The sequence below is a fragment of the Facivitalis istanbulensis genome, assembly GCF_040560405.1.
GTDB lineage: Bacteria > Pseudomonadota > Alphaproteobacteria > Sphingomonadales > Sphingomonadaceae > Sphingomonas > Sphingomonas istanbulensis.
Window position 1 is genome coordinate 1 of sequence record NZ_JAVSCQ010000025.1, and the last position, 20,046, is coordinate 20,046.

The following is a 20,046-nucleotide window of genomic DNA, read 5'->3' on the forward strand; positions in this document are numbered from 1 at the left end:
AACCCGCGATCCGCTCCCATTGCTCGTCCGTCAGCGTCCGTCTGCTCAAGGCCTGGCTCCTTCACCAACCTTGAATCAGAACTCTCGCCTCATGGAAATCCTGCAAATGCAGACGCACCCTAGGGCCCGCCTTCCTCCCATCCCGCCGTTCAGCCCTGCCAATGGCGCACCTTCACCTACCGAGCATCGCCTCCGGGCGCACCACCCGGTCGAAGGTCGCCTCGTCGACCAGGCCCAGTTCCAGCCCGGCCTGCTTCAACGTCAGCCCCTTCTGGTGCGCGTGCTTGGCGATCTTGGCCGCATTGTCATAGCCGATCTCGGGCGCGAGCGCGGTCACGAGCATCAGCGAGCGGTCGAGCAGCGCGGCGATCCGGTCGCGATCGACCGTCATCCCCTCGACCGTGCGGGTCGCGAAGCTCTCCATCCCGACCGCCAGCAAATGGATCGACCGCAGCACATTCGCCCCGATCAGCGGCTTGAAGACATTGAGTTCCAGATGCCCCTGCAAGCCGCCCACCGTCACGGCGGCATTGTTGCCGATCACCTGCGCGGCTACCATCGTCAGCATCTCGCACTGGGTCGGATTGACCTTGCCCGGCATGATCGAGCTGCCCGGTTCGTTGGCGGGCAGTTCCAGCTCGCCCAGCCCCGAACGCGGGCCGGAGCCGAGCAGGCGGATGTCGTTGGCGATCTTGGTCAGCGCCACCGCAAGGACATTCAGAGTCCCGTGCAGGTCGACCAGCCCGTCATTGCTGGCCAACGCCTCGAACTTGTTGGGCGCGGTGACGAAGTCCAGCCCGGTGGCATCGGCGATCTCCGCCGCGATCGCCTCGGCAAAGCCATGCGGCGCGTTGAGCCCGGTGCCCACCGCCGTGCCGCCTTGCGCGAGCGGCAGGATGTTGCGGTGGAGCGCCCCCTCGATCCGGTCGCGGGCATGAGCGAGTTGCTGGACATAGCCGGAAAACTCCTGGCCCAGCGTCAACGGCGTAGCATCCTGCAAATGGGTGCGGCCGATCTTGACGATCGAATCCCATGCCTTCGCCTTGGCATCGAGCGCGGCGTGCAGCCGGTCGAGCGCAGGCAGGAGCTGCCGCGTCACCGCCAGCGCGGCCGCGACATGGAGCGCGGTCGGGAAGGTGTCGTTGGACGACTGGCCGCGATTGACGTCGTCATTGGGGTGGACGGGCGACTTGCCGCCCCGCGTGCCCGTCAGCATCTCGTTGGCGCGGCCCGCAATCACTTCATTGGCGTTCATGTTGGACTGGGTGCCCGACCCGGTCTGCCAGATGACCAGCGGGAACTGGTCGTCATGGCGCCCGTCGATCACCTCCTGCGCCGCCGCCTCGATCGCATCGGCCTTTTCCGCCGACAGCCCATGGCCACGATTGATTCGCGCCGCCGCCTTTTTGACGATGGCGAGCGCATGGACGATGCCGATCGGCATCCGCTCGCGGGCACCGAAGGGAAAATTCTCCAGGCTCCGCTCGGTCTGCGCGCCCCAATAGGCGTCGGCGGGGACGTCGATCGGGCCGATCGAATCGCTTTCGGTGCGGGTGGTTGGGGTCTGGGTCATGGCGTTAGGGACTCACCGGACAGGGGATGGGTTCCCGGCGAATATAGCCGTTCCAGAGCCCCTCTCAAAGCACCACCCCGGCGAAGGCCGGGGCCCAGTTGCTATGGATTGGCAATAGCGCCTGATGTCCGCCTCCCCCGCCAAGGCGGCGCGCGCCATCCGCTTGGTGGCACCTGGGCCCCGGCCTTCGCCGGGGTGGAAGGAGGATTTGGGTTCGCGCGGAGGCGCGGAGAACGCGGAGGTGGCGCGTTGCAATGCCTATGCGCCCGCCCTGATGAGTCATCTAGAGCAGGCGCATCAGCCCAACACGGGACGCCGTTGCGTTACTTCTTGCGCTTGAAGTCCACGGCGACGACGTTGCTGCCATCATCGACCGGCTTGGCGATCGGCTGGTCATTCTCGGCCGACCCATGCGGATCGGGATCGCCCTGGGGATCGTCGGCGACATGAAAGCCCAGCTCGAACTGGACTTCGGGGTCGTGGAACCGGGTAATCGCCGAATAGGGAATGACCAGCTTTGACGGCACCTGGTTGAAACTCAGGCCCACCGAGAAGCGATTCTCGTCGACCGTCAGATCCCAGAAGCGATTCTGCAGGACGATCGTCATCTCGTCCGGGAATCGTTCGATCAGGCGCTGCGGGATGTCGACCCCGGGTGCCTGCGTCTTGAACGTGATGTAGAAATGGTGCGTGCCGGGCAGATGCCCCGTCTCCGCCACCGGGCCGAGCACACGCCCCACCACCGCGCGCAGGGCCTCCTGCACGATGTCGTCATAGGGGATGAGGCTGTCGGGCAATCCTTCGGTCATGCGCCCATGGACTAACGGCCTTTGATCGCGGGTCAAGATTGCATGGGACGGATAGGTGTTTAAGGGAGGGGCCATGCGCACCGCCTCCGTCCACCGCGCCACCGCGGAAACCGTCATCGACGTCACCGTCAATCTCGACGGCACCGGCGTTTACCAGAACGCCACCGGCATCGGGTTTCTCGACCATATGCTCGACCAGTTGTCACGGCACTCGTTGATCGACCTGTCGGTCAAGGTCGAGGGCGACCTGCATATCGACGGCCACCATACGACCGAGGACAGCGCGCTGGCGATCGGACAGGCCTTTGCCAAGGCGCTGGGCGACAAACGCGGCATCCGCCGCTATGGCGAGGCGCTGTCGCCGATGGACGAGGTGCTGACCCGCACCGCGCTCGACATTTCGGGGCGGCCCTGGCTGGTGTGGAAGGTGCCGTTCACCAATCCGATGCTCGGCACGCTCCAGACCGAGATGATCGAGCACTGGTTCCACAGCTTTGCGCAGGAGGCCGGGATCACGCTGCATGTCGAGCTGCTGCACGGCCACAACAACCATCACATCGCCGAGAGCATCTTCAAGGGCCTCGCCCGCGCGCTGCGGATGGCGGTCGAGATCGACCCGCGCAAGGCCGACGCCATCCCCTCGACCAAGGGCATGCTGTGAGCGAGGCGGCGATCCGCCCCGACGCCCCGATGTGCGTCGTGCTGCTCGATTATGTCGCGCCGCTGGACGCGATCGATGCGGCGCTGCCCCGTCATGGCGAATGGCTGACGGCCGGGTTCGCTGCGGGCCATATCCTCACCTGCGGGCGGCGGGTGCCGCGCACCGGCGGCGTGATCGTGATGCGTGGCGACGCCGATTCGGTCGCGGCGCTGAGCGACGACGATCCCTTTATCGCCGAGGGGCTGGCGACCCGCACCGTGATTCCGTTCACCGCCGGCATGGCGACGACGGCGCTGCAAGGGTTTTTCGCATGACGCTGGCGCTGATCGACATCGAATCGGGCAATCTCCATTCGGTCGAGAACGCGCTGCGGGCGGCGGGGGCGAACGATGTCGTCATCACCGCCGACCCGGACGTGATCGCAAAGGCCGACCGGATCGTCCTGCCCGGCGTCGGCGCGTTCGGGGCGTGCGCCGCCAATCTGCGCGCCATCGACGGACTGGAAGAGGCGTTGCGCGTCACCGCCCTCACCCGCGCGCGGCCCTTTCTGGGCATTTGCGTCGGGATGCAGTTGCTCGCCGACATGGGCGAGGAGATGGGCGAGCATCGCGGGCTGGGCTGGATTCCGGGCCGCGTCGCACGACTCGCCCCTTCCGCCCCGGCCGCGAAAGTGCCGCATATGGGCTGGAACGATGTCCGGCCGTTGCACGACCATCCGCTGATCGTGCCGGGTGAGGCCTATTTCCTGCACAGCTACGCCTTTACCGGCCAGCATGTGCTGGCGACCACCGACCATGACGGCCCCGTCACCGCCGCGATCGGTCGCGACACGGTGGTCGGCGTCCAGTTCCACCCCGAGAAGAGCCAGCGTTACGGCCTCTCGCTTCTGACCCGTTTCCTGGAGTGGCATCCGTGAGCCTGCCCCGCTCTTCCCTGATCGTCTTCCCCGCCATTGACCTGAAGGGCGGCCAGGTCGTCCGCCTCGCCGAAGGCGATATGGACCGCGCGACCGTCTATGGTGACGACCCCACCCAGCAGGCGATGCTGTTCGCCGAGGCGGGGGCGCAGCATCTGCATGTCGTCGATCTCGACGGCGCGTTCGCAGGCGAATCGGTCAATGGCGAGGCGGTGCAGGCCATCGTCAAGGCCTTTCCCGGCCATGTCCAATTGGGCGGCGGCATCCGCAAGCCGGAGAATGTCGAACGCTGGTTCGACCTGGGCGTCGCGCGCGTGGTGATCGGCACTGCGGCGCTGGAAAATCCCGATTTCGTCCGCGACATGGCCAAGGCCTATCCCGGCGGCATCGTCGTCGCGGTCGATGCCAAGGACGGCATGGTCGCGACGCGCGGCTGGGCCGACGTGTCGGACGTCTCGGTCGAGGACCTGGCGCGGCGGTTCGAGGATGCGGGCGTGGCGTCGCTGCTGTTTACCGATGTCGGCCGCGACGGCCTGCTCAAGGGCTGCAACGTCCCCGCCACCGTCGACCTTGCCCGTGGGGTGCGGATTCCGGTCATCGCCAGCGGCGGCGTGGCGGGGATCGGCGATATCCATATGCTCGCGCTCCATCATCAGGACGGGGTCGAGGGCGTGATCACCGGCCGCGCGCTCTATGACGGCCGGCTCGATCTTGCCGCCGCGCTGTCGGTGGCGGCGGCCGCATGACCGTCCGCGCGCGCGTCATCCCCTGCCTCGACGTCGCGAACGGGCGGGTGGTCAAAGGCGTCAACTTCGTCGACCTGATCGACGCGGGCGATCCGGTCGAACAGGCGCGGGCCTATGACGCCGCCGGGGCGGACGAACTGTGCTTCCTCGACATCACCGCCAGCCATGAGGCGCGCGGCACCATCCTGGACGTGGTGCGGCGGACGGCGGCAGTATGCTTCATGCCGCTGACGGTGGGCGGCGGGGTGCGCACGGCGGAGGATGCGCGCGCGCTGCTGCTGGCGGGGGCGGACAAGGTCGCGGTCAACTCCGCCGCCGTCAGCCGTCCAGAAGTCGTCTCCGACATTGCCGGGCGATTCGGCAGCCAGTGCTGCGTCGCCAGCGTGGACGCGCGGCGGACGGCGGATGGCTGGGAGGTCTTCACCCATGGCGGGCGGCAGGCGACCGGGATCGACGCGGTCGAACACGCGCTGCGGCTGGCCGAGCTGGGCGCGGGCGAGTTGCTGGTCACGTCGATGGACCGCGACGGGACGCGCGGCGGCTATGATCTCGACCTGATCCGCGCCATCGCCGACCGGACCAGCGTGCCGGTGGTCGCGTCGGGGGGCGTCGGCGGGCTGGACGATCTGGTCGCGGGGGTGCACGATGGGCATGCCTCGGCGGTGCTGGCGGCGTCGATCTTCCATTTTGGCGAGGCCTCGATCGCGGACGCGCACCGCGCCCTCGCGGCGGCAGGCATTCCCGTCCGAACGCACTGAGAACATCCGGGGCATGGGGATGCCCATGCGGGACGGCTCTGGCCGCGATTCCTCCAGGCCGTCCCGCCCGCCCGACCACCGATCCACAGCCGGACCGGAACGGGTTCAAAAGCCGTCGATCCGACGATAGGATGGGCCCATGCCTGTCGCGATCCTGACCGCCGCCGCCACGCCCGTCGCGCCCGTTCCGCGCCGGCCGCATCCCGAATGGTCCGATATCGCGCTGTTCGTCGCGGCGGTGGCCGCCGTCTGGTTTCTGCGCCGAACGCTGCGCCGTCGCCATCGCAAGGATTGACGACGCGCCCGCATCGCGTCACCCACACCGCCATGGACATGTTCGACCGCCTGGAAGCCACGATCCGCGAACGCCGTGACGCGGGCGACGCCGCCACGTCCTATGCCGCCAGCCTGTTCGCGCGCGGCCGCCCCAAGATCGCGCAGAAGCTGGGCGAGGAAGCCGTCGAGACGGTGATCGCCGCCATGGCGCAACCGGACAAGATCGTGTCCGAGGCGGCCGACCTGATGTTCCACCTGATCGTGCTGCTCGCCGATGCGGGGCTGTCGCTCGACGATGTCCGCGCCGAACTCGCCCGGCGCGACGGCGTGTCGGGACATGAGGAAAAGGCCGCGCGCGCCCGCTGATTTCCCTTCGGAGACTATCGATGCCGATCGACGCCACCCTGCCTTATGACGATCAGAATGTGTTCGCCCGGATCCTGCGCGACGAGATCCCGTCGCGCCGCGTCTATGAAGACGAATGGGCGATCGCCTTCCACGACATCGCGCCGCACGCGCCGACCCATATCCTGGTGATCCCGCGCGGCGCCTATGTCTCGTGGGACGATTTCTCGGCGCGCGGCAGCGAGGCCGAGATTGCCGGTTTCGTCCGCGCGGTGGGCCATGTCGCGCGCGAAGCGGGCGCGGTCGTGCCGGGCTATCGCCTGCTCGCCAATATCGGTCCCGACGGCGGGCAGGAGGTTCCGCACATGCATGTCCATATCCTGGCCGGCAAACCGCTCGGTCTCATGCTGGCACGCTGACGGCGGCACGCCGGCGCCCGCCTCGCGCCTGCGGAAGGGGCGAGAACATGGCAAAGACCCGCATCTTTCCCCTCTCCTCGCCGCATCCTTCGCGTCTTAGGGATTGCACGTAATAAAATTGCAGCTAACCTCCCCGGTCATTCACCGAACGCCGGGTACGCTTCTCTCCGTGGGAAGCGGCCCTTCCCTGGGGGGATTGGACATTCATGATTTTCGGGCGCGTTAAGCCTCTGGACGCCATTCTGGCGACCGCAGAGAAGAAGGGGCTGCAACGATCGCTAGGCGCTTTCCAGCTCACCATGCTGGGCATCGGCGCCGTCATCGGTACGGGTATCTTCGTTCTCACCTCCGAAGCCGCGCAGAAGGCCGGGCCGGGGATGATGCTGTCGTTCGTGCTGGCGGGTTTCGTCTGCGCGGTCGCGGCGCTCTGTTATTCCGAACTGGCCTCGATGGTCCCGGTCGCGGGATCGGCCTATACCTACACCTATGCGGTCATGGGCGAACTGCTCGCCTGGATGGTCGGCTGGGCCCTTATCCTGGAATATGCGGTCGGCGCGTCCGCCGTCGCGGTCGGCTGGTCGGGCTATGTCGTGGGACAGATCCGCAATCTGCTGGGGATCGACATACCAGTGGAATGGGTCAACGGTCCCTCCTCGGGCGGTTACATCAACCTGCCGGCCGTCGTCATCTCGCTGCTCGTCACCTGGCTGCTGGTCATCGGCACGACCGAGAGCGCACGCTTCAACGCGATCCTGGTGAGCATCAAGGTCGCCGCGCTGACCCTGTTCATCGCGCTGTCGGTGCCGGTCATCAACGGCGCGCATTTCCAACCCTTCATGCCGACCGGGCTGACCGGCGTGGCCGGTGCGGCGGCGTCGATCTTCTTCGCCTATGTCGGCTTCGACGCGGTGTCGACCGCCGCCGAGGAGACCAAGAATCCGCAGCGCAACGTGCCGATCGGCCTGATCGCCTCGCTGCTGTTCTGCACCGTCTTCTACCTGATGGTCTCGGCCGGTGCGATCGGATCGCCGCTGGGGGCGCAGCCCGTGCGCGACGCCGCCGGTACCGTGCTGTCGCCCGGCACCTCCGAACTCGCCGCCCAGTGCAAGGCGATCGTCGCCGGCGGCGCGGCCGAGCCGCTGTCCTGCTCGCGCGAGGCGCTGGCGCATGTCCTGCGCACCATCGGGTGGGAAAAGATCGGCAACCTGATCGGCCTGGCCGCCACGCTCGCGCTGCCCTCGGTCGTCCTGATGATGATGTTCGGCCAGACCCGCGTGTTCTTCACCATGGCGCGGGACGGCCTGCTCCCCGAAAAGCTGGCCGCGGTGCATCCGCGCTATCACACGCCCCATGTCGTGACGATGGTCACCGGCGTCGCCGCCACCATCGCCTCGGCCTTCCTGCCGGTCGGCAAGCTGGCGGACTATTCCAACTCGGGAACGCTGTTCGCCTTCTTCATGGTGGCATTGTCGGTCATGGTGCTGCGCCGCACCGACCCCGGCCGCAAGCGCCCGTTCCGCACGCCCGCCGTGTGGCTGGTCGGCCCGGCCGCGATGATCGGTTGCGCCTATCTGTATTTCTCGCTGCCGCTGATCGCCATCCTGGTCCTGCCGGGCTGGGGCGCGATCGGCCTGCTGATCTACTTCTTCTACAGCCGCAAGCGCAGCCATGTCGGGCGCGGTATCGTGGACGTCGTCGAGGATCCCGCGATGCAGCCGGAATTCGCCAAACCGCTCGATCGCTGATCGGGCGACGGCAGGACGAAAAAGGGCCGGAGGAGCAATCCTCCGGCCCTTTTCCCATGGGGCAATACCAAGTGCGCCGTCCGTCCCGGGGCACAGCCGGGACGGCATGGCGATCAGAGGCTGGCGGCCAGCACCTTCAGGTCGACCTGCGGCCGCGCACCGAAATGGCTGATGATCTCGGCGGCGCAGGCCGCGCCCAGCGTCAGCGACGCCTTGAGATCCTGGCCCCGCGCCTGGCCATAGAGGAAGCCCGCCGCGAACAGGTCGCCCGCGCCGGTGGTGTCCACCACCTGGTCGACCGGATGCGCCGGGACCGTGACCCGCTCCGTGCCGCGAATAGCCAGTGCCCCCTTTTCGGAGAAGGTGACGACCAGCAGCTCGACCTTGTCCTTGAGCGAGGCGATCGCCGCCTCGACATCGGTCAATTCGGTCAGCGCGAGGATCTCGGCCTCATTGGCGAAGATGATGTCGATCAGGCCGCTATCGATCAGCGCATGGAAATCGGCCCGGTGACGATCGATCACGAATTCGGCCGAGGCGGTGAAGGCGATCTTGCGCCCCGCCTCGCGCGCGACCTGGATCGCGGCGCGCATCGCGGCGCGCGGCTCTTCGGGATCCCAGAGATAGCCCTCGATATAGAGATAGGCCGCATCCGCGATCAGCGCGCGGTCCAGCGCCTCGGCGGGCAGATAGTGCGACGCGCCGAGAAAGGTGTTCATCGTCCGCTGCCCATCGGGGCTGACGAAGATCATGCAGCGCGCGGTGGTCGGCTGGCCGGGGCGCACCGGCGTGTCGAAGCGGACGCCCGCCGCGCGGATGTCGTGCGCGAACACTTGGCCCAGCTGGTCGTCGGCGACCTGGCCGATAAAGGCGGTCTTGCCGCCCAGCGCCGCGATGCCCGCCAGTGTATTCGCCGCCGAGCCGCCCGAAATCTCGCGGCCTGGCCCCATCTTGGCATAGAGCGCGTCGGCCTCCTCGGTCGAGAAGACCAGTTGCATCGCGCCCTTGGTCATTCCCTGTTCGGCGATGAAGTCATCCTCGGCGGGGGCAAGAATATCGACGATGGCATTGCCGATCGCCACCACGTCATAAGTGGGGTTGGTCAAGAAAAAGGCTCCGGGACAATCAGAAAGATGACGCCGCCCTAGTCAGGGCGCGAAACCGGCGCAAGGGAGACCGCCGATCCGGCCTCGCCCGCGCGGCGCATTGACTTGGGGCCGCCGGGCGCGCCATCCCCGATACCATGCTCGGCGCCTTCTTCCTGTCGCTGGCCCAATTGGGCGACCCCGCCTTTCGCCGGGTACTGATCCGGTCGCTGGCGCTGACGCTCGCGATCTTCGCGCTGGCCGGCATCGGCCTGTGGTGGGGCATCCGGGCGGTGCTGCACGGATGGCTGGGCGATCAGGCGGGGAACTGGTCCGCCGCGCTGGTCGTGCTGGTCGAGGTCGTGACGCTGTGGCTGGCCTTTCGCGCCGTCGCGGTGGCCGTGGTCGGGCTGTTCGCCGACGCGATCGTCGCGGCGGTCGAGGCGCGCCATTATCCACAGGCACTGGCCGAAGCGCGGCCCGTGCCGCTCGCCCGCGGGGTCGCCATGGGGCTGGGCTCGGCGGCGCGGGTGCTGGCGATCAACCTGATCCTCTTGCCCGCCTATATCGGCCTGCTGGTCACCGGCGTGGGCACGGCGGTGGCGTTCCTGCTGGTCAATGGCTGGCTGCTGGCCCGCGATCTGGGCGACATGGTCGCGGCGCGGCATATGGACCGCGCCGCGATGCGTCGCTGGCGCAAGGCGACCGGGCCCGGCCGCTTCCTGCTGGGCCTTGCCGCCGCCGCCCTGTTCGTGGTTCCGGGGCTCAACCTGCTCGCGCCGATCCTGGGGGCGAGCATGGCGACACATTTCTTCCACCGGAGACGACAGGCATGACTCGATTTTGGCGGGCGGGTTTCGGACTGCTGCTGCCGCTGGCCGCACTGGCGGGCTGTACCGTGCCGCAGACCGCCGCGCCGGTGCGGGGCGGCATGGCGCCGGTGCCCGTGCCCTATACCAGCGTCGGACTGGAGCGGGTGCTGGGCCAGGACGCCGCCGGACTGACCAAGCTGTTCGGCACGGCGGATGCGGATGTGCGCGAGGGCTCGGCGCGCAAGCTGCAATATCAGGGGCGGTTCTGCGTCCTCGACGCCTATCTCTACCCCAAGGACGGGGGCGAGCCGCGCGTGACCTATATCGACGCGCGCGAGCCCGATGGCAGCGGGATCGACCGCGCCAGTTGCGTCGCCGCGCTGGTCCGGCGCGACGGCGGGCGCTGATGCGGCCGGATCTCTGGATCGCCTTCGTCCTCGCCACCCTGGTCATCGGCCTGGTGCCGGGGCCGGGCGTCGCCGCGATCCTGGGCTATGCGATCGGGTCGGGACGCCGCACCGCCTTTGCCTCGGTCGCGGGACTGATGCTGGGCAACAGCCTGGCCGCCATCGCCAGCCTGGCCGGGGTCGGCGCGCTGCTGGCCACATCGGCGCTGCTCTTCGGCCTGCTCAAATGGGCGGGCGCGGCCTATCTCGTCACCATCGGCGCCATCGGGCTGTGGCGCGCGCGGGATGCGCGGGCGATGGCGATCCGACCGCGCATGATCGCGCCGCGCGCGGCCTTTCTGGGCAATCTGGGCGTCGGGACCTTTCACCCCAAGACCATCTTGTTTCTCGCCGCCTTCGCGCCGCAATTCCTCGATCCCGCGCGGCCCTATCACATGCAAGTGCTGGTGCTGGTACCCAGTTTCGTCCTCACCCTGGCAATAACGGATTCGGCCTATGCCTGGGCGGCTTCGCGGGCGGGCGGCATGGTTCGGTCGGCCCGCGCACAGGCCTGGACCCACCGCGCCGGAGGCTGCGCACTGATCTTCGCAGGATTGGCGACCGCGGCGATGCGGCGCTGACCAACATTCCAAACAATTAAGGAAATGTCATGCTTGGGATGTGTTGCAAATTGGCGCCTCATCTCTGCAAAAATTGATGCGGTGCAGGAACAATTTTGCGGATCGGCGCTTTTGCGCTATCAGAATGTAGAACATTACCGCGTCTTGGCGGTCGTTCGCCATGGGAGATTAAACGATGATGAAGTTCCTGTCTGCTGTTGCCGCCACCGCGCTGGTCGCCGCTCCGGTCGCCGCTGCTCCGGCCAACCCCGCTTCGAGCCTGTCGATTTCCAAGTCGGTCCGCGCTTCGGCCCCGACCGCCAAGGGCAACAAGCTGGCTGGCGGCGGCATCCTGGCCGCGATCATCGCCGCTGGCGTCGTGGCGATCGGTGTCGTCGCGATCGCCAAGGACGACGATTCGGACAGCAACTGATTGTCGGGGGCGGATTTTCCTCCGCTCCAGACATGATCGCATGGCATTCGATGCGAGGAAAGGGAGCCGGTTTCGGCTCCCTTTTTGTTGGCTGCCATCCCCGATCGTCATGCGCCCCATTCGGGGCCGTCCGGATCGGGATGGAAATCATCATCCCCCACCGATACGGCCGGGCGATCCGCTGCGCGCGGCAGGCTCGGCACCTCCCCGCCAAAGCGCACGCGGATATAAGCCACCGATCCGCGCAACCCCTGAAAGATCGCCCGCACCTCCTCGCCGCGCCGCAACCGCGCGCCGATCAACGGTGCCCGCTCGGCTGACAGATAGCCGATCTGCACGTCGCGCGCGCTGAACACCGCCACCGCGTTGGGATCATGCCGGTTCCGGGGTTCGGGCCGCAGGCCGACCGGATCGCCCGGCGCCGACGCCATCACCTCGAAACGGCGGTTGCTCCGCACCCTGTCCTCATTGGCAAAGTCGATCCCGACCACGGCCAGCGTCATTTCATCCATCTGTCCTAACTGGCGCCGCGACCGCGCATCGTCCAGATGCCCTCCCATTCCGCGGCGATCCGGCTATGGTACGATCCTCCTTTTCCGTTCGGAGTGTCCATGTCCGTTGCCGCCCTGGCGCTGCTGCTCGCCGCCCAATCTCCCGCCGTCGCCTCCAACGCTGCCGCCGCGCCGACCATCGCGCCGGTGCTGACCAGCCCCGATGCGCGCGACGTCCACAGCTTCGCCCGGCCGCTGGAGGCACGAGTCACCCATGTCTCGCTCGACCTTTACGCCGATTTCGACACGCATGTGATGCGCGGCGTCGCGACGCTGTCGGTCGATGCCCGGCCCGACGCTCGCCAATTGGTGGTCGACGACAATGGCCTGCGCATCGTCGCGGTCACCGATGCGCAGAACCGCCCCCTGCCCTATATGGTGGGCAAGGGCGATGCGGTGCATGGTGCCCCGCTCGTCATCACCCTGAACGGCAACCGGAGGGTGCGCATCGCCTATGCCTCCGCACCGGGGGCCAAGGCGCTGCAATGGCTCTCGCCAGAACAGACCGCTGGCAAGACGCACCCCTATCTGTTCAGCCAGGGCGAGGCGATCCTCAACCGCAGCTGGATTCCGACACAGGACTCGCCCGGCATCCGCCAGACCTGGGACGCGACCATCAACGCCCCCTGCGCGCTGACCGTGGTGATGAGCGGCGAGCGGACCGGCGAAACGCCGTGCGAAGGCGGTCGCCACAGCGCGCGCTATCGCATGGACAAGCCCGTCGCGCCCTATCTGATCGCGCTCGCCATCGGCGACCTGAAGTTCAAGGCGCTCAGCGCGAACACCGGCATCTGGACCGAACCCGCGATGCTCGAGAAATCGGCGTGGGAATTTGCGGGACTCGACAAGTTCGTGCAGGCGGCCGAGGGGCTGTACGGGCCCTATCGCTGGGGCCGCTATGACGTGCTGGTCCTGCCGCCCAGCTTCCCCTTCGGCGGCATGGAAAACCCCATGCTCACCTTCGCGACGCCGACCGTGCTGGCGGGCGACCGCAGCCTGGTCAGCCTGATCGCGCATGAACTGGCGCACAGTTGGTCGGGCAACCTCGTCACCAACGCGACCTGGGACGATTTCTGGCTGAACGAAGGCTTCACCAGCTATTTCGAGAACCGGATCATGGAGTCGATGTACGGCAAGCGCCGGGCGGCGATGGAAGCCGATCTGGCCTGGACCGACATGCAGAATGCCCTGAAGGAAGCCGGTGGCCCGCAATCGCCCGACACCAAGCTGCACCTCGACCTGAACGCCGCTCGCGATCCCGACGATGGCATGACCCAGATCGCCTATGACAAGGGCGCGACCTTCCTGCGCACGATCGAATCCGTCGTGGGCCGGGCGCGCTGGGACGCGTATTTGCGCGGCTATTTCGACCGCCATGCCTTCCAGCCGCAGACCAGTGCGGGCTTCCTGACCGACCTGAAGACCCATCTGCTCAAGCCGGGCGAGGCGGAGAAGATCGGCATCGACCAATGGGTCTATCAGCCGGGCATTCCCGCCAACGCGGTCCATGTCCGTTCCGACGCCTTCCCCGCGATCGACGCGGCAGCCAAAGCGTTCGCGGCGGGCGGCCCGGTGTCGGCGGTGCCCGACAAGGTCACGACCCAGGAATATGTCCGCTTCCTCGACCAGTTGCCGCGCCAGTTGTCCGCCGAACGGCTCGCCGCGCTCGACGGGCGGTTCCATTGGACCGAGACGGGCAATAGCGAGATCCGCTTCGCCTGGCTGCGCCTCGCCCTCGCCAACCGCTATCCGCCAGCCGAAGCCTCGGCGGAGCGATTCCTGACGTCGCAGGGCCGCCGCAAGTTCGTAGCGCCGCTGTTCCAGGAGCTTCAGGGACAGGGCGAATGGGGCCAGGCGCTAGCCCGGCGAATCTATGACAAGGCGCGTCCCGGCTATCATGCGGTGACCCAGGTGACGGTCGATCGGCTTCTCGGACGATAAGCCGAGCCATTCGGACGGCGAAACGAGGAACGATATTCTCGTTTCGCCGCCGATCCTTCAGGTCATCGCCGCCCGAACACCGTTCACCCGATATGGTTCGGGCGGCGCTTTCCATCCCGTTTAGCCCCCGTTAATCGACACCCACACCGACATTCCGACCGGGGGGTCATGTGAAGTTCAAGGCATTTGCAGTGCGATTCGCGCTGATGGCATCGTGCGGCCTGATGATGGCCACCCCTGCTGCGGCGCAGTTCTGGCAGTGTGCGCCCTATGCCCGCGAGATTTCGGGCATCGATCTTCACGGCAACGCCAACACCTGGTGGGGCCAGGCCCAGGGCCGCTACGACCGCGGCCACACCCCGCAGGAGGGCTCGGTCCTCGCCTTTGAAGCGACCAGCCGGATGCGCGTCGGCCATGTCGCGATGGTCAGCAAGGTCGTCGGCGACCGTGAAGTCCTCCTGACCCACGCCAACTGGTCGCGTCGCGGCGGCATCGAGCGCGACGTCCGCGCGATCGACATCTCGCCCGACAACGACTGGTCGATGGTCAAGGTCTGGTACGGCCCCAATGGCGGCCTGGGTACCTCGGCCTATCCGACCAAGGGCTTCATCTATGCCAGCCACCGGCACCATGCGCCGACCCTGCCGAATGCCGAGATCGCCTCGCGCGACAGCGGCCGCGCCGCGGGTATCCTGACCTTCGCCGCCCCGGTCGAATAAGCGGTCCGCCGGTCCTTCCAGCCCGACCGGCTCTTCCCTGCCCGGACATCGCCCGCGCACGACACTACTGGCCGGATAGCGCAGACCATCCGGCATCAGGTCGCGCGGAACGTCATCGCGACACCGTTCATGCAATAGCGCTTGCCCGTCGGCCTGGGACCATCGTCGAATACATGGCCCAGATGCCCGCCGCAGCGACGGCAATGCACCTCCACCCGGGCCATCATCAGCGACCGGTCACGCCGCGTCCCCACCCCGTCGGGCAGCGGCGCCCAGAAACTGGGCCACCCGGTTCCGCTGTCGAACTTGGTCGCAGAGGAGAAGAGCGGCTGGCCGCAGCCCTTGCAGGCAAAGACGCCGCTGCGATGTTCATCGTTCAGCGCGCTGCTATAGGGCCGCTCGGTCCCGTCGCGTCGCAGCACCGCAAAGGCCACCGGCCCCAGCTTTCGCCGCCAGGCCGCGTCCGACATGGTGACCGGAAACCGCTCGGCCGCCGCCGCCTCCCGGCCACAGCCGCTCAGGCCCAATCCCGCCATGCCGAACCCGGCAAGCGACAGGAAAGCGCGACGATCACAGGCGGATGCGATCATATCCTCCAGATAGGGACCGCCCCGCGCCGCGAAAGCGCTACCCCGCGCTGCGCCGCCAGAAAGGCCGGCTGCTGCCCGATTGCAGCACGCCCCGCCGGAACAGCCGCGCGCCCAGCGTGATGAAGATCGCCACCCACATCGCCTGCCACGCCAGCGCCAGCGCGTGCGGCCAGAGCGAGTCGCGCGCCGCCGCCATCCCCGCCATCGCAAAGGGCGAGGAGAGCGGGAAGACCTCGGCGACCAGCGCCAGCCAGCCATCGGGTTGCGACAGGCCCGACAGGGTCAGGGTGAACATGCCCACCTGCACGATGGTGATGGGCAGCGAGAGCATCTGGATCTCGCGCATGGTCGAGGCCTGCGCGCCGATCGTCAGGAACACCGCCCCCAGCAGCAGATAGGCCATGGTGAAATAGGCGACGAACAGCAGGACGAACATCGGCAACCCGACCGCCGGCGACAATGTCCCGACCTTGTCGGCGAAGGTCGGCGGCAACATACTGCTCACCTGCCCCAGCACGGTGCCCCAGAAACCGATGAACAGCACCGCGACGCCGAACATGCCAAGCAGCTTGCCCAGGAACACCGCCTCCAGCGGCACGGCGGCGGCCAGCACCTCGATCACCTTGTTCGAGCGCTCCTCGGCCATGGTGCCGACCACCTGCCCCGCAAGGAACAAGGTCAGGAAGAAGATGCCGAACACCGCCAGGAATGCGGTCTCGTTCCGTCCACCCAATGCCGGGCGCTGGCGGGCGAAGACGGTCTTGCTCGCGACCACTTCGGGCCATTCGCCGCCCAGTCGCTCGGCCGACAGCGCATTGCCAGCCAGCATGGCCAGATAGTCCGCCGTCCGCGCACGACCGGGGGCGTATAGGATCGTCGGCCGATCGAGCGGACCATAGAGAACGGCGGTGGCGTCATATGCCCTCGCCTCGAACGCGCGACGGGCCTGGGCGGCGGGATCGCGCGCGGGCGCGATGGTGAGCAGCGTGGGCGGCTCCTCGTCCCGTCGAAACAGCGCCCGCGTCCGCCGATCCGCCTCGACCAGCGCCCTGGCCGACACGTCGGGCGCGATGACGACGATGCGCGCCGTGTCGGCACCATGGTCGGCCGCGCGCTGCGCGCCCAGCGCACCGATCGTGCTGAACCCGACCATGATGAGCGGCGCGAACAGGAACAGCAGGAAGATCGGCGTGAAGACGGTGGCGATGAAGTCGCGCCGGGCGATGGTCAGCGTCTGGCGCAAAAGGCGACGGGCCGGGCTCATGCCGCCATCTCGCTCTCGGCCGCGCCGACGATGCGAACGAACGCCTCGTGCAGGCTGGGCCGCTCGATCGACAGGCTCGACACCCCCGCCCCGGCCGCCAGCAATCGGCCCAATACCGGCTCGATCCCGTCATCGGGCAGGATGAAGCGCCAGTCCGCCCCGTCGCGCGCCGCGTCGTCCGGCAACAGGTCGGGCGACACTCGGTCGGGATCGCGCGGACGATAGCGGACCCGCGCGCGCATCGTGCCGCGCGCGTCGTCCACCGTCCCCTCGAATCGCCGCCGCCCGCCCGCGATGATCGCCAGCCGGTCGCACAGCCGCTCGGCATGGGCCATGACATGGGTGGAGAACAGGATCGTCGCGCCCCGATCGCGCTCGCCCAGGATCAAGGCTTCCAGTCGCTCCTGGTTGACCGGGTCCAGCCCCGAAAAGGGCTCGTCCAGCACCAGCAGTTTGGGGCGGTGCACGACCGAGCCGAGCAGTTGCACGAGTTGGGCCATGCCCTTGGACAATTTGCGGATCTTGCTGTCGGCGGCATGGCCCAGCCCGGCCTGTTCGAGCAGATTCCCCGCCCGGGCGCGGCCCGTCGCCCAGTCGAGCCCGCGCAGCGCGCCCATGAAGGCGATCGCCTCGCGCGCCTTCATCGCCGGATACAGCCCGCGTTCCTCGGGCAGATAGCCGACCAGATCGCTCGCCTCGCGCGGATGGACATGGCCCAGCAGCGTGCGCTGCCCTTCATCGGGTTCGATGATGCCCAGCAGCATGCGCAGCGTCGTCGTCTTGCCCGCGCCGTTCGGCCCCAGCACGCCGTACACCGCGCCGGTCGGCACCGCGATATCGACCCCGTCCACCACCCGCCGTTCACCGAAGCGCTTTGCCAGACCCGAGGCGCTGACCGCCCACTGATTATCCAAGCGCTGTTCCTCCAAGCCGTGCGGTTGTGGTAGCGGGCGGGCGTGGCGAAAGACAAGCTGGAAACCCGGATCAAGGCGAAGGCGGCCGAACTGGGCTTTGCCGCGGTCGGCATCACCCATGCCAATGCCGCGCCCAGGACGATCGAGCGGCTGCACCAATGGCTGGCCGAGGGACGACACGGGTCGATGATCTGGATGGCCGACCGCGCCCATCAGCGGCAAAGCCCCGCCAGCCTCTGGCCGGACGTCAAGAGCATCATTTCGCTGGGCGTCAGCTATGCGCCGGCCGAAGACCCGATGCGGCTGGCGGACCAGGGGCGGATCGGCCGCATCTCGATCTATGCGCAAGGGGCCGATTATCACGATGTCGTGAAGCGGCAGTTGAAGGCGCTGGGCCGCTGGCTGGCGCAGGAGGCGGGATGCGAGCTCAAGGTCTTTGTCGACACCGCGCCGGTGATGGAAAAGCCGCTGGCGGAGGCGGCCGGGCTCGGCTGGCAGGGCAAGCACACCAATCTGGTCAGCCGCGACCATGGCAGCTGGCTGTTCCTCGGCGCGATCTATACCACGCTGGACCTGGAGGCGGACGCGGTGGCGCGCGATACCTGCGGCCGGTGCGACGCCTGCCAGCGAGCCTGCCCGACCAACGCCTTCCCCGCGCCCTATCAGCTCGATGCGCGGCGCTGCATATCCTATCTGACGATCGAATATGCCGGGCCGATCCCCGAGGAGTTCCGCGTCGCGATCGGCAACCGTATCTATGGCTGCGACGATTGCCTGGCGGTGTGCCCGTGGAACAAGTTCGCCGCGGCGGCCCAGGCGAACATGGCCTTTCACCCCCGCGCGGAACTGACGGCACCTGAACTCGGCGATCTTCTGTCGCTGGACGATGCCGAATTCCGCCAGATATTCTCCGGCTCGCCGATCAAGCGGATCGGCCGCAACCGGATGGTGCGCAACGCGGCGATCGCGGCGGGCAATAGCGGCGCGGCGGAACTGGTGCCGGTGCTGCAACGGCTGCTGGGCGATGACGATCCCGTCGTCGTCGAGGCGGCGGCATGGGCGTTGGGACGGCTCGGCGCGGCGGATGCCCGCGAAAGAGAGCCATGAGTCCGTTTCCTCGCCGGTAGCGGGAAGAATTGGAGGGCCGCTCGGCTGAAAACCCGGTCGCGCCGCCCCCCGAAAACTCACTCCACCCAGTCGAGCCCGATATCGCGGTACACGTCGCGATCCTCGTCCCAACCCGGACGGACCTTCACATGCAGGTACAGATGCACCTTGTGGCCCAGGATGCGCGACAGTTCCTCGCGCGCCCTGGCGCCGATCTCCTTGATCCGCTGGCCGTTCTTGCCCAGCACGATGGCGCGCTGGGTCGGGCGCTCCACCAGGATCTGCTGGTGGATCTCGACCGATCCATCCTCGCGCTCCTTATACGCCTCGGTTTCCACCGCGCTGGCATAAGGCAGCTCGGCGTGGAGCTGGAGATAGATCTGCTCGCGCGTCACCTCGGCGGCCAGCGCACGCTCGGTCGCGTCGGACACCTGGTCTTCGGGATAATGCCACGGCCCTTCGGGCATCAGCCCGGCCAGATGGCGCTTCAACTCGGGCAGGCCGTCGCCGGACGCGGCCGAGACGAACCATGTCTCATCGAAGCCGACGATCGCGTTCAGCTTTTCGGCATGGCCCAGCAGCCGCGCCTTGTCGCTGATATCGACCTTGTTGAGGATCAGGTGCTTGGGCTCGGGCCGATGCGCGATCGACTCGGCGATGGCGGTGACCTTGGGTCCCACGCCGCCCTTGCCGTCGACGACCAGCGCCAGGATGTCGGCCCCCTCCGCGCCTTCCCAAGCGGCGGCGACCATCGCGCGGTCCAGCCGGCGCTTGGGCTCGAAGATGCCGGGGGTGTCGACCAGCAGGATCTGGGCCTCCCCCTCGATCGCGACGCCGAGCAGCTTGGCGCGGGTCGTCTGCGCCTTGGGGCTGACGATCGCGACCTTCTGGCCGACCAGCGCGTTGACGAGGGTGGATTTGCCGGCATTGGGCGCGCCGACGACGGCGACGAGGCCGCAACGTTGTTCTGTCATGACCAGACGCGGTACAGGTGAAGCGCCCATGCCCGCAAGCGAAAGCCCGCATGGACGGGATGTAATGGCTCCATCATCCACCGGCCACGGCGGCACGCGCATTCTCGCCCCGACTTCCAGAACAAGGAGCGACGTTATGAAAACCCTTCTCACCGCCCTGTCGGCCGCCGCGTTGCTGACCGTCGCGGGTCCCGCCTCGGCCAAGGGGTGCCTGAAGGGCGCGGCCATTGGCGCGGTCGGCGGGCATTTCGTCGGCAAGGGCCATGCCGTGCTGGGTGCCGCGGCGGGCTGCGCCATCGGCCATCACCGCGCCAAGGTGGAGGCGAGGAAACAGGCCGCCGCCGCCAAGGCGCACTGAGCAGCGGGGTCAGGCTGAACGCCGTTCCGCTTCGGTCCCCGGCC

Annotated in this window: 25 protein-coding genes; 17 read left to right on the forward strand and 8 right to left on the reverse strand. The window is 67.8% G+C overall.

All coding sequences use genetic code 11. The features are described from left to right. Positions 1 to 172 precede the first annotated feature (172 nt). Together fumC and RN629_RS13560 are read right to left on the reverse strand one after the other, a co-directional pair. Complete coding sequence (fumC, locus tag RN629_RS13555; protein ID WP_407035678.1) at positions 173 to 1,573, reverse strand: class II fumarate hydratase; 1,401 nt, start codon at positions 1,571 to 1,573, stop codon at positions 173 to 175. A 323-nt stretch (positions 1,574 to 1,896) separates the two neighbouring features. Further along, on the reverse strand, positions 1,897 to 2,382 hold the full coding sequence (locus RN629_RS13560) for an SspB family protein (RefSeq protein ID WP_407035679.1): 486 nt from the start codon (positions 2,380 to 2,382) through the stop codon (positions 1,897 to 1,899). A 73-nt stretch (positions 2,383 to 2,455) separates the two neighbouring features. Between RN629_RS13560 and hisB the strand changes: the two genes are divergently transcribed. The 9 genes from hisB to RN629_RS13605 all read left to right on the forward strand — a co-directional run bounded on the left by hisB (position 2,456) and on the right by RN629_RS13605 (position 8,248). Further along, positions 2,456 to 3,043, forward strand: a complete 588-nt coding sequence (gene hisB / locus RN629_RS13565) for an imidazoleglycerol-phosphate dehydratase HisB (protein ID WP_407035680.1) — start codon at positions 2,456 to 2,458, stop codon at positions 3,041 to 3,043. Beyond that, positions 3,040 to 3,357 (forward strand): YciI family protein, encoded by a 318-nt coding sequence (locus RN629_RS13570; RefSeq protein WP_407035681.1) that lies wholly within the window; start codon positions 3,040 to 3,042, stop codon positions 3,355 to 3,357. Before hisB ends, RN629_RS13570 begins: the two co-directional genes overlap by 4 nt. Next, complete coding sequence (hisH, locus tag RN629_RS13575; RefSeq protein WP_407035682.1) at positions 3,354 to 3,959, forward strand: imidazole glycerol phosphate synthase subunit HisH; 606 nt, start codon at positions 3,354 to 3,356, stop codon at positions 3,957 to 3,959. The genes RN629_RS13570 and hisH overlap by 4 nt, the downstream gene beginning before the upstream one ends. A 2-nt stretch (positions 3,960 to 3,961) precedes the next feature. Then, the gene (gene hisA, locus RN629_RS13580) at positions 3,962 to 4,705 is read left to right on the forward strand and encodes a 1-(5-phosphoribosyl)-5-[(5-phosphoribosylamino)methylideneamino]imidazole-4-carboxamide isomerase (protein WP_407035735.1); all 744 of its coding nucleotides are present in this window, start codon (positions 3,962 to 3,964) and stop codon (positions 4,703 to 4,705) included. Further along, positions 4,702 to 5,463, forward strand: coding sequence for an imidazole glycerol phosphate synthase subunit HisF (hisF, locus tag RN629_RS13585; RefSeq protein WP_407035683.1), 762 nt, complete (start codon positions 4,702 to 4,704; stop codon positions 5,461 to 5,463). Before hisA ends, hisF begins: the two co-directional genes overlap by 4 nt. 139 nt (positions 5,464 to 5,602) lie before the next feature. Then, positions 5,603 to 5,758 carry a hypothetical protein gene (locus RN629_RS13590; protein WP_407035684.1) on the forward strand — a complete coding sequence of 52 codons (156 nt, stop codon included), beginning with the start codon at positions 5,603 to 5,605 and terminating at the stop codon, positions 5,756 to 5,758. Between the two features lie 32 nt (positions 5,759 to 5,790). Then, positions 5,791 to 6,105: a phosphoribosyl-ATP diphosphatase gene (locus tag RN629_RS13595; protein WP_407035736.1), complete on the forward strand. Its 315-nt coding sequence runs from the start codon at positions 5,791 to 5,793 to the stop codon at positions 6,103 to 6,105. A 20-nt stretch (positions 6,106 to 6,125) separates the two neighbouring features. Then, complete coding sequence (locus RN629_RS13600) at positions 6,126 to 6,503, forward strand: HIT domain-containing protein (RefSeq protein ID WP_407035685.1); 378 nt, start codon at positions 6,126 to 6,128, stop codon at positions 6,501 to 6,503. A 206-nt stretch (positions 6,504 to 6,709) separates the two neighbouring features. Next, entirely contained in the window at positions 6,710 to 8,248 is a 1,539-nt protein-coding gene (locus RN629_RS13605; protein ID WP_407035686.1) for an amino acid permease, read from the forward strand. Between the two features lie 113 nt (positions 8,249 to 8,361). Here the strand turns inward: RN629_RS13605 and RN629_RS13610 are convergent, their stop codons facing one another. Then, positions 8,362 to 9,354 (reverse strand): adenosine kinase, encoded by a 993-nt coding sequence (locus RN629_RS13610; RefSeq protein ID WP_407035687.1) that lies wholly within the window; start codon positions 9,352 to 9,354, stop codon positions 8,362 to 8,364. A gap of 137 nt (positions 9,355 to 9,491) precedes the next feature. Between RN629_RS13610 and RN629_RS13615 the strand changes: the two genes are divergently transcribed. From RN629_RS13615 to RN629_RS13630, 4 genes are all read left to right on the forward strand, one after another. Continuing rightward, positions 9,492 to 10,169, forward strand: coding sequence for an EI24 domain-containing protein (locus RN629_RS13615; RefSeq protein WP_407035688.1), 678 nt, complete (start codon positions 9,492 to 9,494; stop codon positions 10,167 to 10,169). Next, complete coding sequence (locus tag RN629_RS13620) at positions 10,166 to 10,552, forward strand: hypothetical protein (RefSeq protein ID WP_407035689.1); 387 nt, start codon at positions 10,166 to 10,168, stop codon at positions 10,550 to 10,552. Before RN629_RS13615 ends, RN629_RS13620 begins: the two co-directional genes overlap by 4 nt. Next, positions 10,552 to 11,172 (forward strand): LysE family translocator, encoded by a 621-nt coding sequence (locus RN629_RS13625; RefSeq protein WP_407035690.1) that lies wholly within the window; start codon positions 10,552 to 10,554, stop codon positions 11,170 to 11,172. The genes RN629_RS13620 and RN629_RS13625 overlap by 1 nt, the downstream gene beginning before the upstream one ends. Before the next feature lie 175 nt (positions 11,173 to 11,347). After that, positions 11,348 to 11,584, forward strand: a complete 237-nt coding sequence (locus tag RN629_RS13630; RefSeq protein WP_407035691.1) for a hypothetical protein — start codon at positions 11,348 to 11,350, stop codon at positions 11,582 to 11,584. A gap of 107 nt (positions 11,585 to 11,691) precedes the next feature. Here the strand turns inward: RN629_RS13630 and RN629_RS13635 are convergent, their stop codons facing one another. Then, positions 11,692 to 12,087: an HIRAN domain-containing protein gene (locus RN629_RS13635; RefSeq protein ID WP_407035692.1), complete on the reverse strand. Its 396-nt coding sequence runs from the start codon at positions 12,085 to 12,087 to the stop codon at positions 11,692 to 11,694. A gap of 108 nt (positions 12,088 to 12,195) precedes the next feature. On the opposite strand from RN629_RS13635, the gene RN629_RS13640 reads away from it, so the two are divergent. Beyond that, the gene (locus tag RN629_RS13640; protein ID WP_407035693.1) at positions 12,196 to 14,076 is read left to right on the forward strand and encodes a M1 family metallopeptidase; all 1,881 of its coding nucleotides are present in this window, start codon (positions 12,196 to 12,198) and stop codon (positions 14,074 to 14,076) included. Between the two features lie 170 nt (positions 14,077 to 14,246). Then, positions 14,247 to 14,795: a CHAP domain-containing protein gene (locus RN629_RS13645; RefSeq protein WP_407035694.1), complete on the forward strand. Its 549-nt coding sequence runs from the start codon at positions 14,247 to 14,249 to the stop codon at positions 14,793 to 14,795. Positions 14,796 to 14,890: 95 nt separating this feature from the next. On the opposite strand, the gene msrB is transcribed toward RN629_RS13645, so the two are convergent. Genes msrB through RN629_RS13660 form a run of 3 tightly spaced genes read right to left on the reverse strand, consistent with a single transcriptional unit; the run spans position 14,891 to position 17,563 of the window. After that, on the reverse strand, positions 14,891 to 15,385 hold the full coding sequence (msrB, locus tag RN629_RS13650) for a peptide-methionine (R)-S-oxide reductase MsrB (RefSeq protein WP_407035695.1): 495 nt from the start codon (positions 15,383 to 15,385) through the stop codon (positions 14,891 to 14,893). A gap of 37 nt (positions 15,386 to 15,422) precedes the next feature. After that, positions 15,423 to 16,649: an ABC transporter permease gene (locus RN629_RS13655; protein ID WP_407035696.1), complete on the reverse strand. Its 1,227-nt coding sequence runs from the start codon at positions 16,647 to 16,649 to the stop codon at positions 15,423 to 15,425. Then, positions 16,646 to 17,563, reverse strand: a complete 918-nt coding sequence (locus tag RN629_RS13660) for an ABC transporter ATP-binding protein (RefSeq protein ID WP_407035697.1) — start codon at positions 17,561 to 17,563, stop codon at positions 16,646 to 16,648. Before RN629_RS13660 ends, RN629_RS13655 begins: the two co-directional genes overlap by 4 nt. Positions 17,564 to 17,605: 42 nt before the next feature. Between RN629_RS13660 and queG the strand changes: the two genes are divergently transcribed. Then, positions 17,606 to 18,670, forward strand: a complete 1,065-nt coding sequence (gene queG / locus RN629_RS13665; protein WP_407035698.1) for a tRNA epoxyqueuosine(34) reductase QueG — start codon at positions 17,606 to 17,608, stop codon at positions 18,668 to 18,670. 77 nt (positions 18,671 to 18,747) lie between these two features. Here queG and era read toward each other — a convergent pair whose 3' ends face one another. Next, complete coding sequence (gene era / locus RN629_RS13670; RefSeq protein WP_407035699.1) at positions 18,748 to 19,644, reverse strand: GTPase Era; 897 nt, start codon at positions 19,642 to 19,644, stop codon at positions 18,748 to 18,750. Positions 19,645 to 19,780: 136 nt separating this feature from the next. On the opposite strand from era, the gene RN629_RS13675 reads away from it, so the two are divergent. Next, positions 19,781 to 20,002, forward strand: a complete 222-nt coding sequence (locus RN629_RS13675; RefSeq protein WP_407035700.1) for a hypothetical protein — start codon at positions 19,781 to 19,783, stop codon at positions 20,000 to 20,002. The last annotated feature ends 44 nt before the right edge of the window (positions 20,003 to 20,046 follow it).

Bases quoted from the DNA above. Each gene is read 5' to 3' on its own strand.
- fumC (WP_407035678.1), bottom strand. From the start codon at position 1,573: ATGACCCAGACCCCAACCACCCGCACCGAAAGCGATTCGATCGGCCCG.
- RN629_RS13560 (WP_407035679.1), bottom strand. From the start codon at position 2,382: ATGACCGAAGGATTGCCCGACAGCCTCATCCCCTATGACGACATCGTG.
- hisB (WP_407035680.1), top strand. From the start codon at position 2,456: ATGCGCACCGCCTCCGTCCACCGCGCCACCGCGGAAACCGTCATCGAC.
- hisH (WP_407035682.1), top strand. From the start codon at position 3,354: ATGACGCTGGCGCTGATCGACATCGAATCGGGCAATCTCCATTCGGTC.
- hisF (WP_407035683.1), top strand. From the start codon at position 4,702: ATGACCGTCCGCGCGCGCGTCATCCCCTGCCTCGACGTCGCGAACGGG.
- RN629_RS13590 (WP_407035684.1), top strand. From the start codon at position 5,603: ATGCCTGTCGCGATCCTGACCGCCGCCGCCACGCCCGTCGCGCCCGTT.
- RN629_RS13595 (WP_407035736.1), top strand. From the start codon at position 5,791: ATGGACATGTTCGACCGCCTGGAAGCCACGATCCGCGAACGCCGTGAC.
- RN629_RS13600 (WP_407035685.1), top strand. From the start codon at position 6,126: ATGCCGATCGACGCCACCCTGCCTTATGACGATCAGAATGTGTTCGCC.
- RN629_RS13605 (WP_407035686.1), top strand. From the start codon at position 6,710: ATGATTTTCGGGCGCGTTAAGCCTCTGGACGCCATTCTGGCGACCGCA.
- RN629_RS13615 (WP_407035688.1), top strand. From the start codon at position 9,492: ATGCTCGGCGCCTTCTTCCTGTCGCTGGCCCAATTGGGCGACCCCGCC.
- RN629_RS13620 (WP_407035689.1), top strand. From the start codon at position 10,166: ATGACTCGATTTTGGCGGGCGGGTTTCGGACTGCTGCTGCCGCTGGCC.
- RN629_RS13625 (WP_407035690.1), top strand. From the start codon at position 10,552: ATGCGGCCGGATCTCTGGATCGCCTTCGTCCTCGCCACCCTGGTCATC.
- RN629_RS13630 (WP_407035691.1), top strand. From the start codon at position 11,348: ATGATGAAGTTCCTGTCTGCTGTTGCCGCCACCGCGCTGGTCGCCGCT.
- RN629_RS13635 (WP_407035692.1), bottom strand. From the start codon at position 12,087: ATGACGCTGGCCGTGGTCGGGATCGACTTTGCCAATGAGGACAGGGTG.
- RN629_RS13640 (WP_407035693.1), top strand. From the start codon at position 12,196: ATGTCCGTTGCCGCCCTGGCGCTGCTGCTCGCCGCCCAATCTCCCGCC.
- msrB (WP_407035695.1), bottom strand. From the start codon at position 15,385: ATGATCGCATCCGCCTGTGATCGTCGCGCTTTCCTGTCGCTTGCCGGG.
- RN629_RS13655 (WP_407035696.1), bottom strand. From the start codon at position 16,649: ATGAGCCCGGCCCGTCGCCTTTTGCGCCAGACGCTGACCATCGCCCGG.
- era (WP_407035699.1), bottom strand. From the start codon at position 19,644: ATGACAGAACAACGTTGCGGCCTCGTCGCCGTCGTCGGCGCGCCCAAT.
- RN629_RS13675 (WP_407035700.1), top strand. From the start codon at position 19,781: ATGAAAACCCTTCTCACCGCCCTGTCGGCCGCCGCGTTGCTGACCGTC.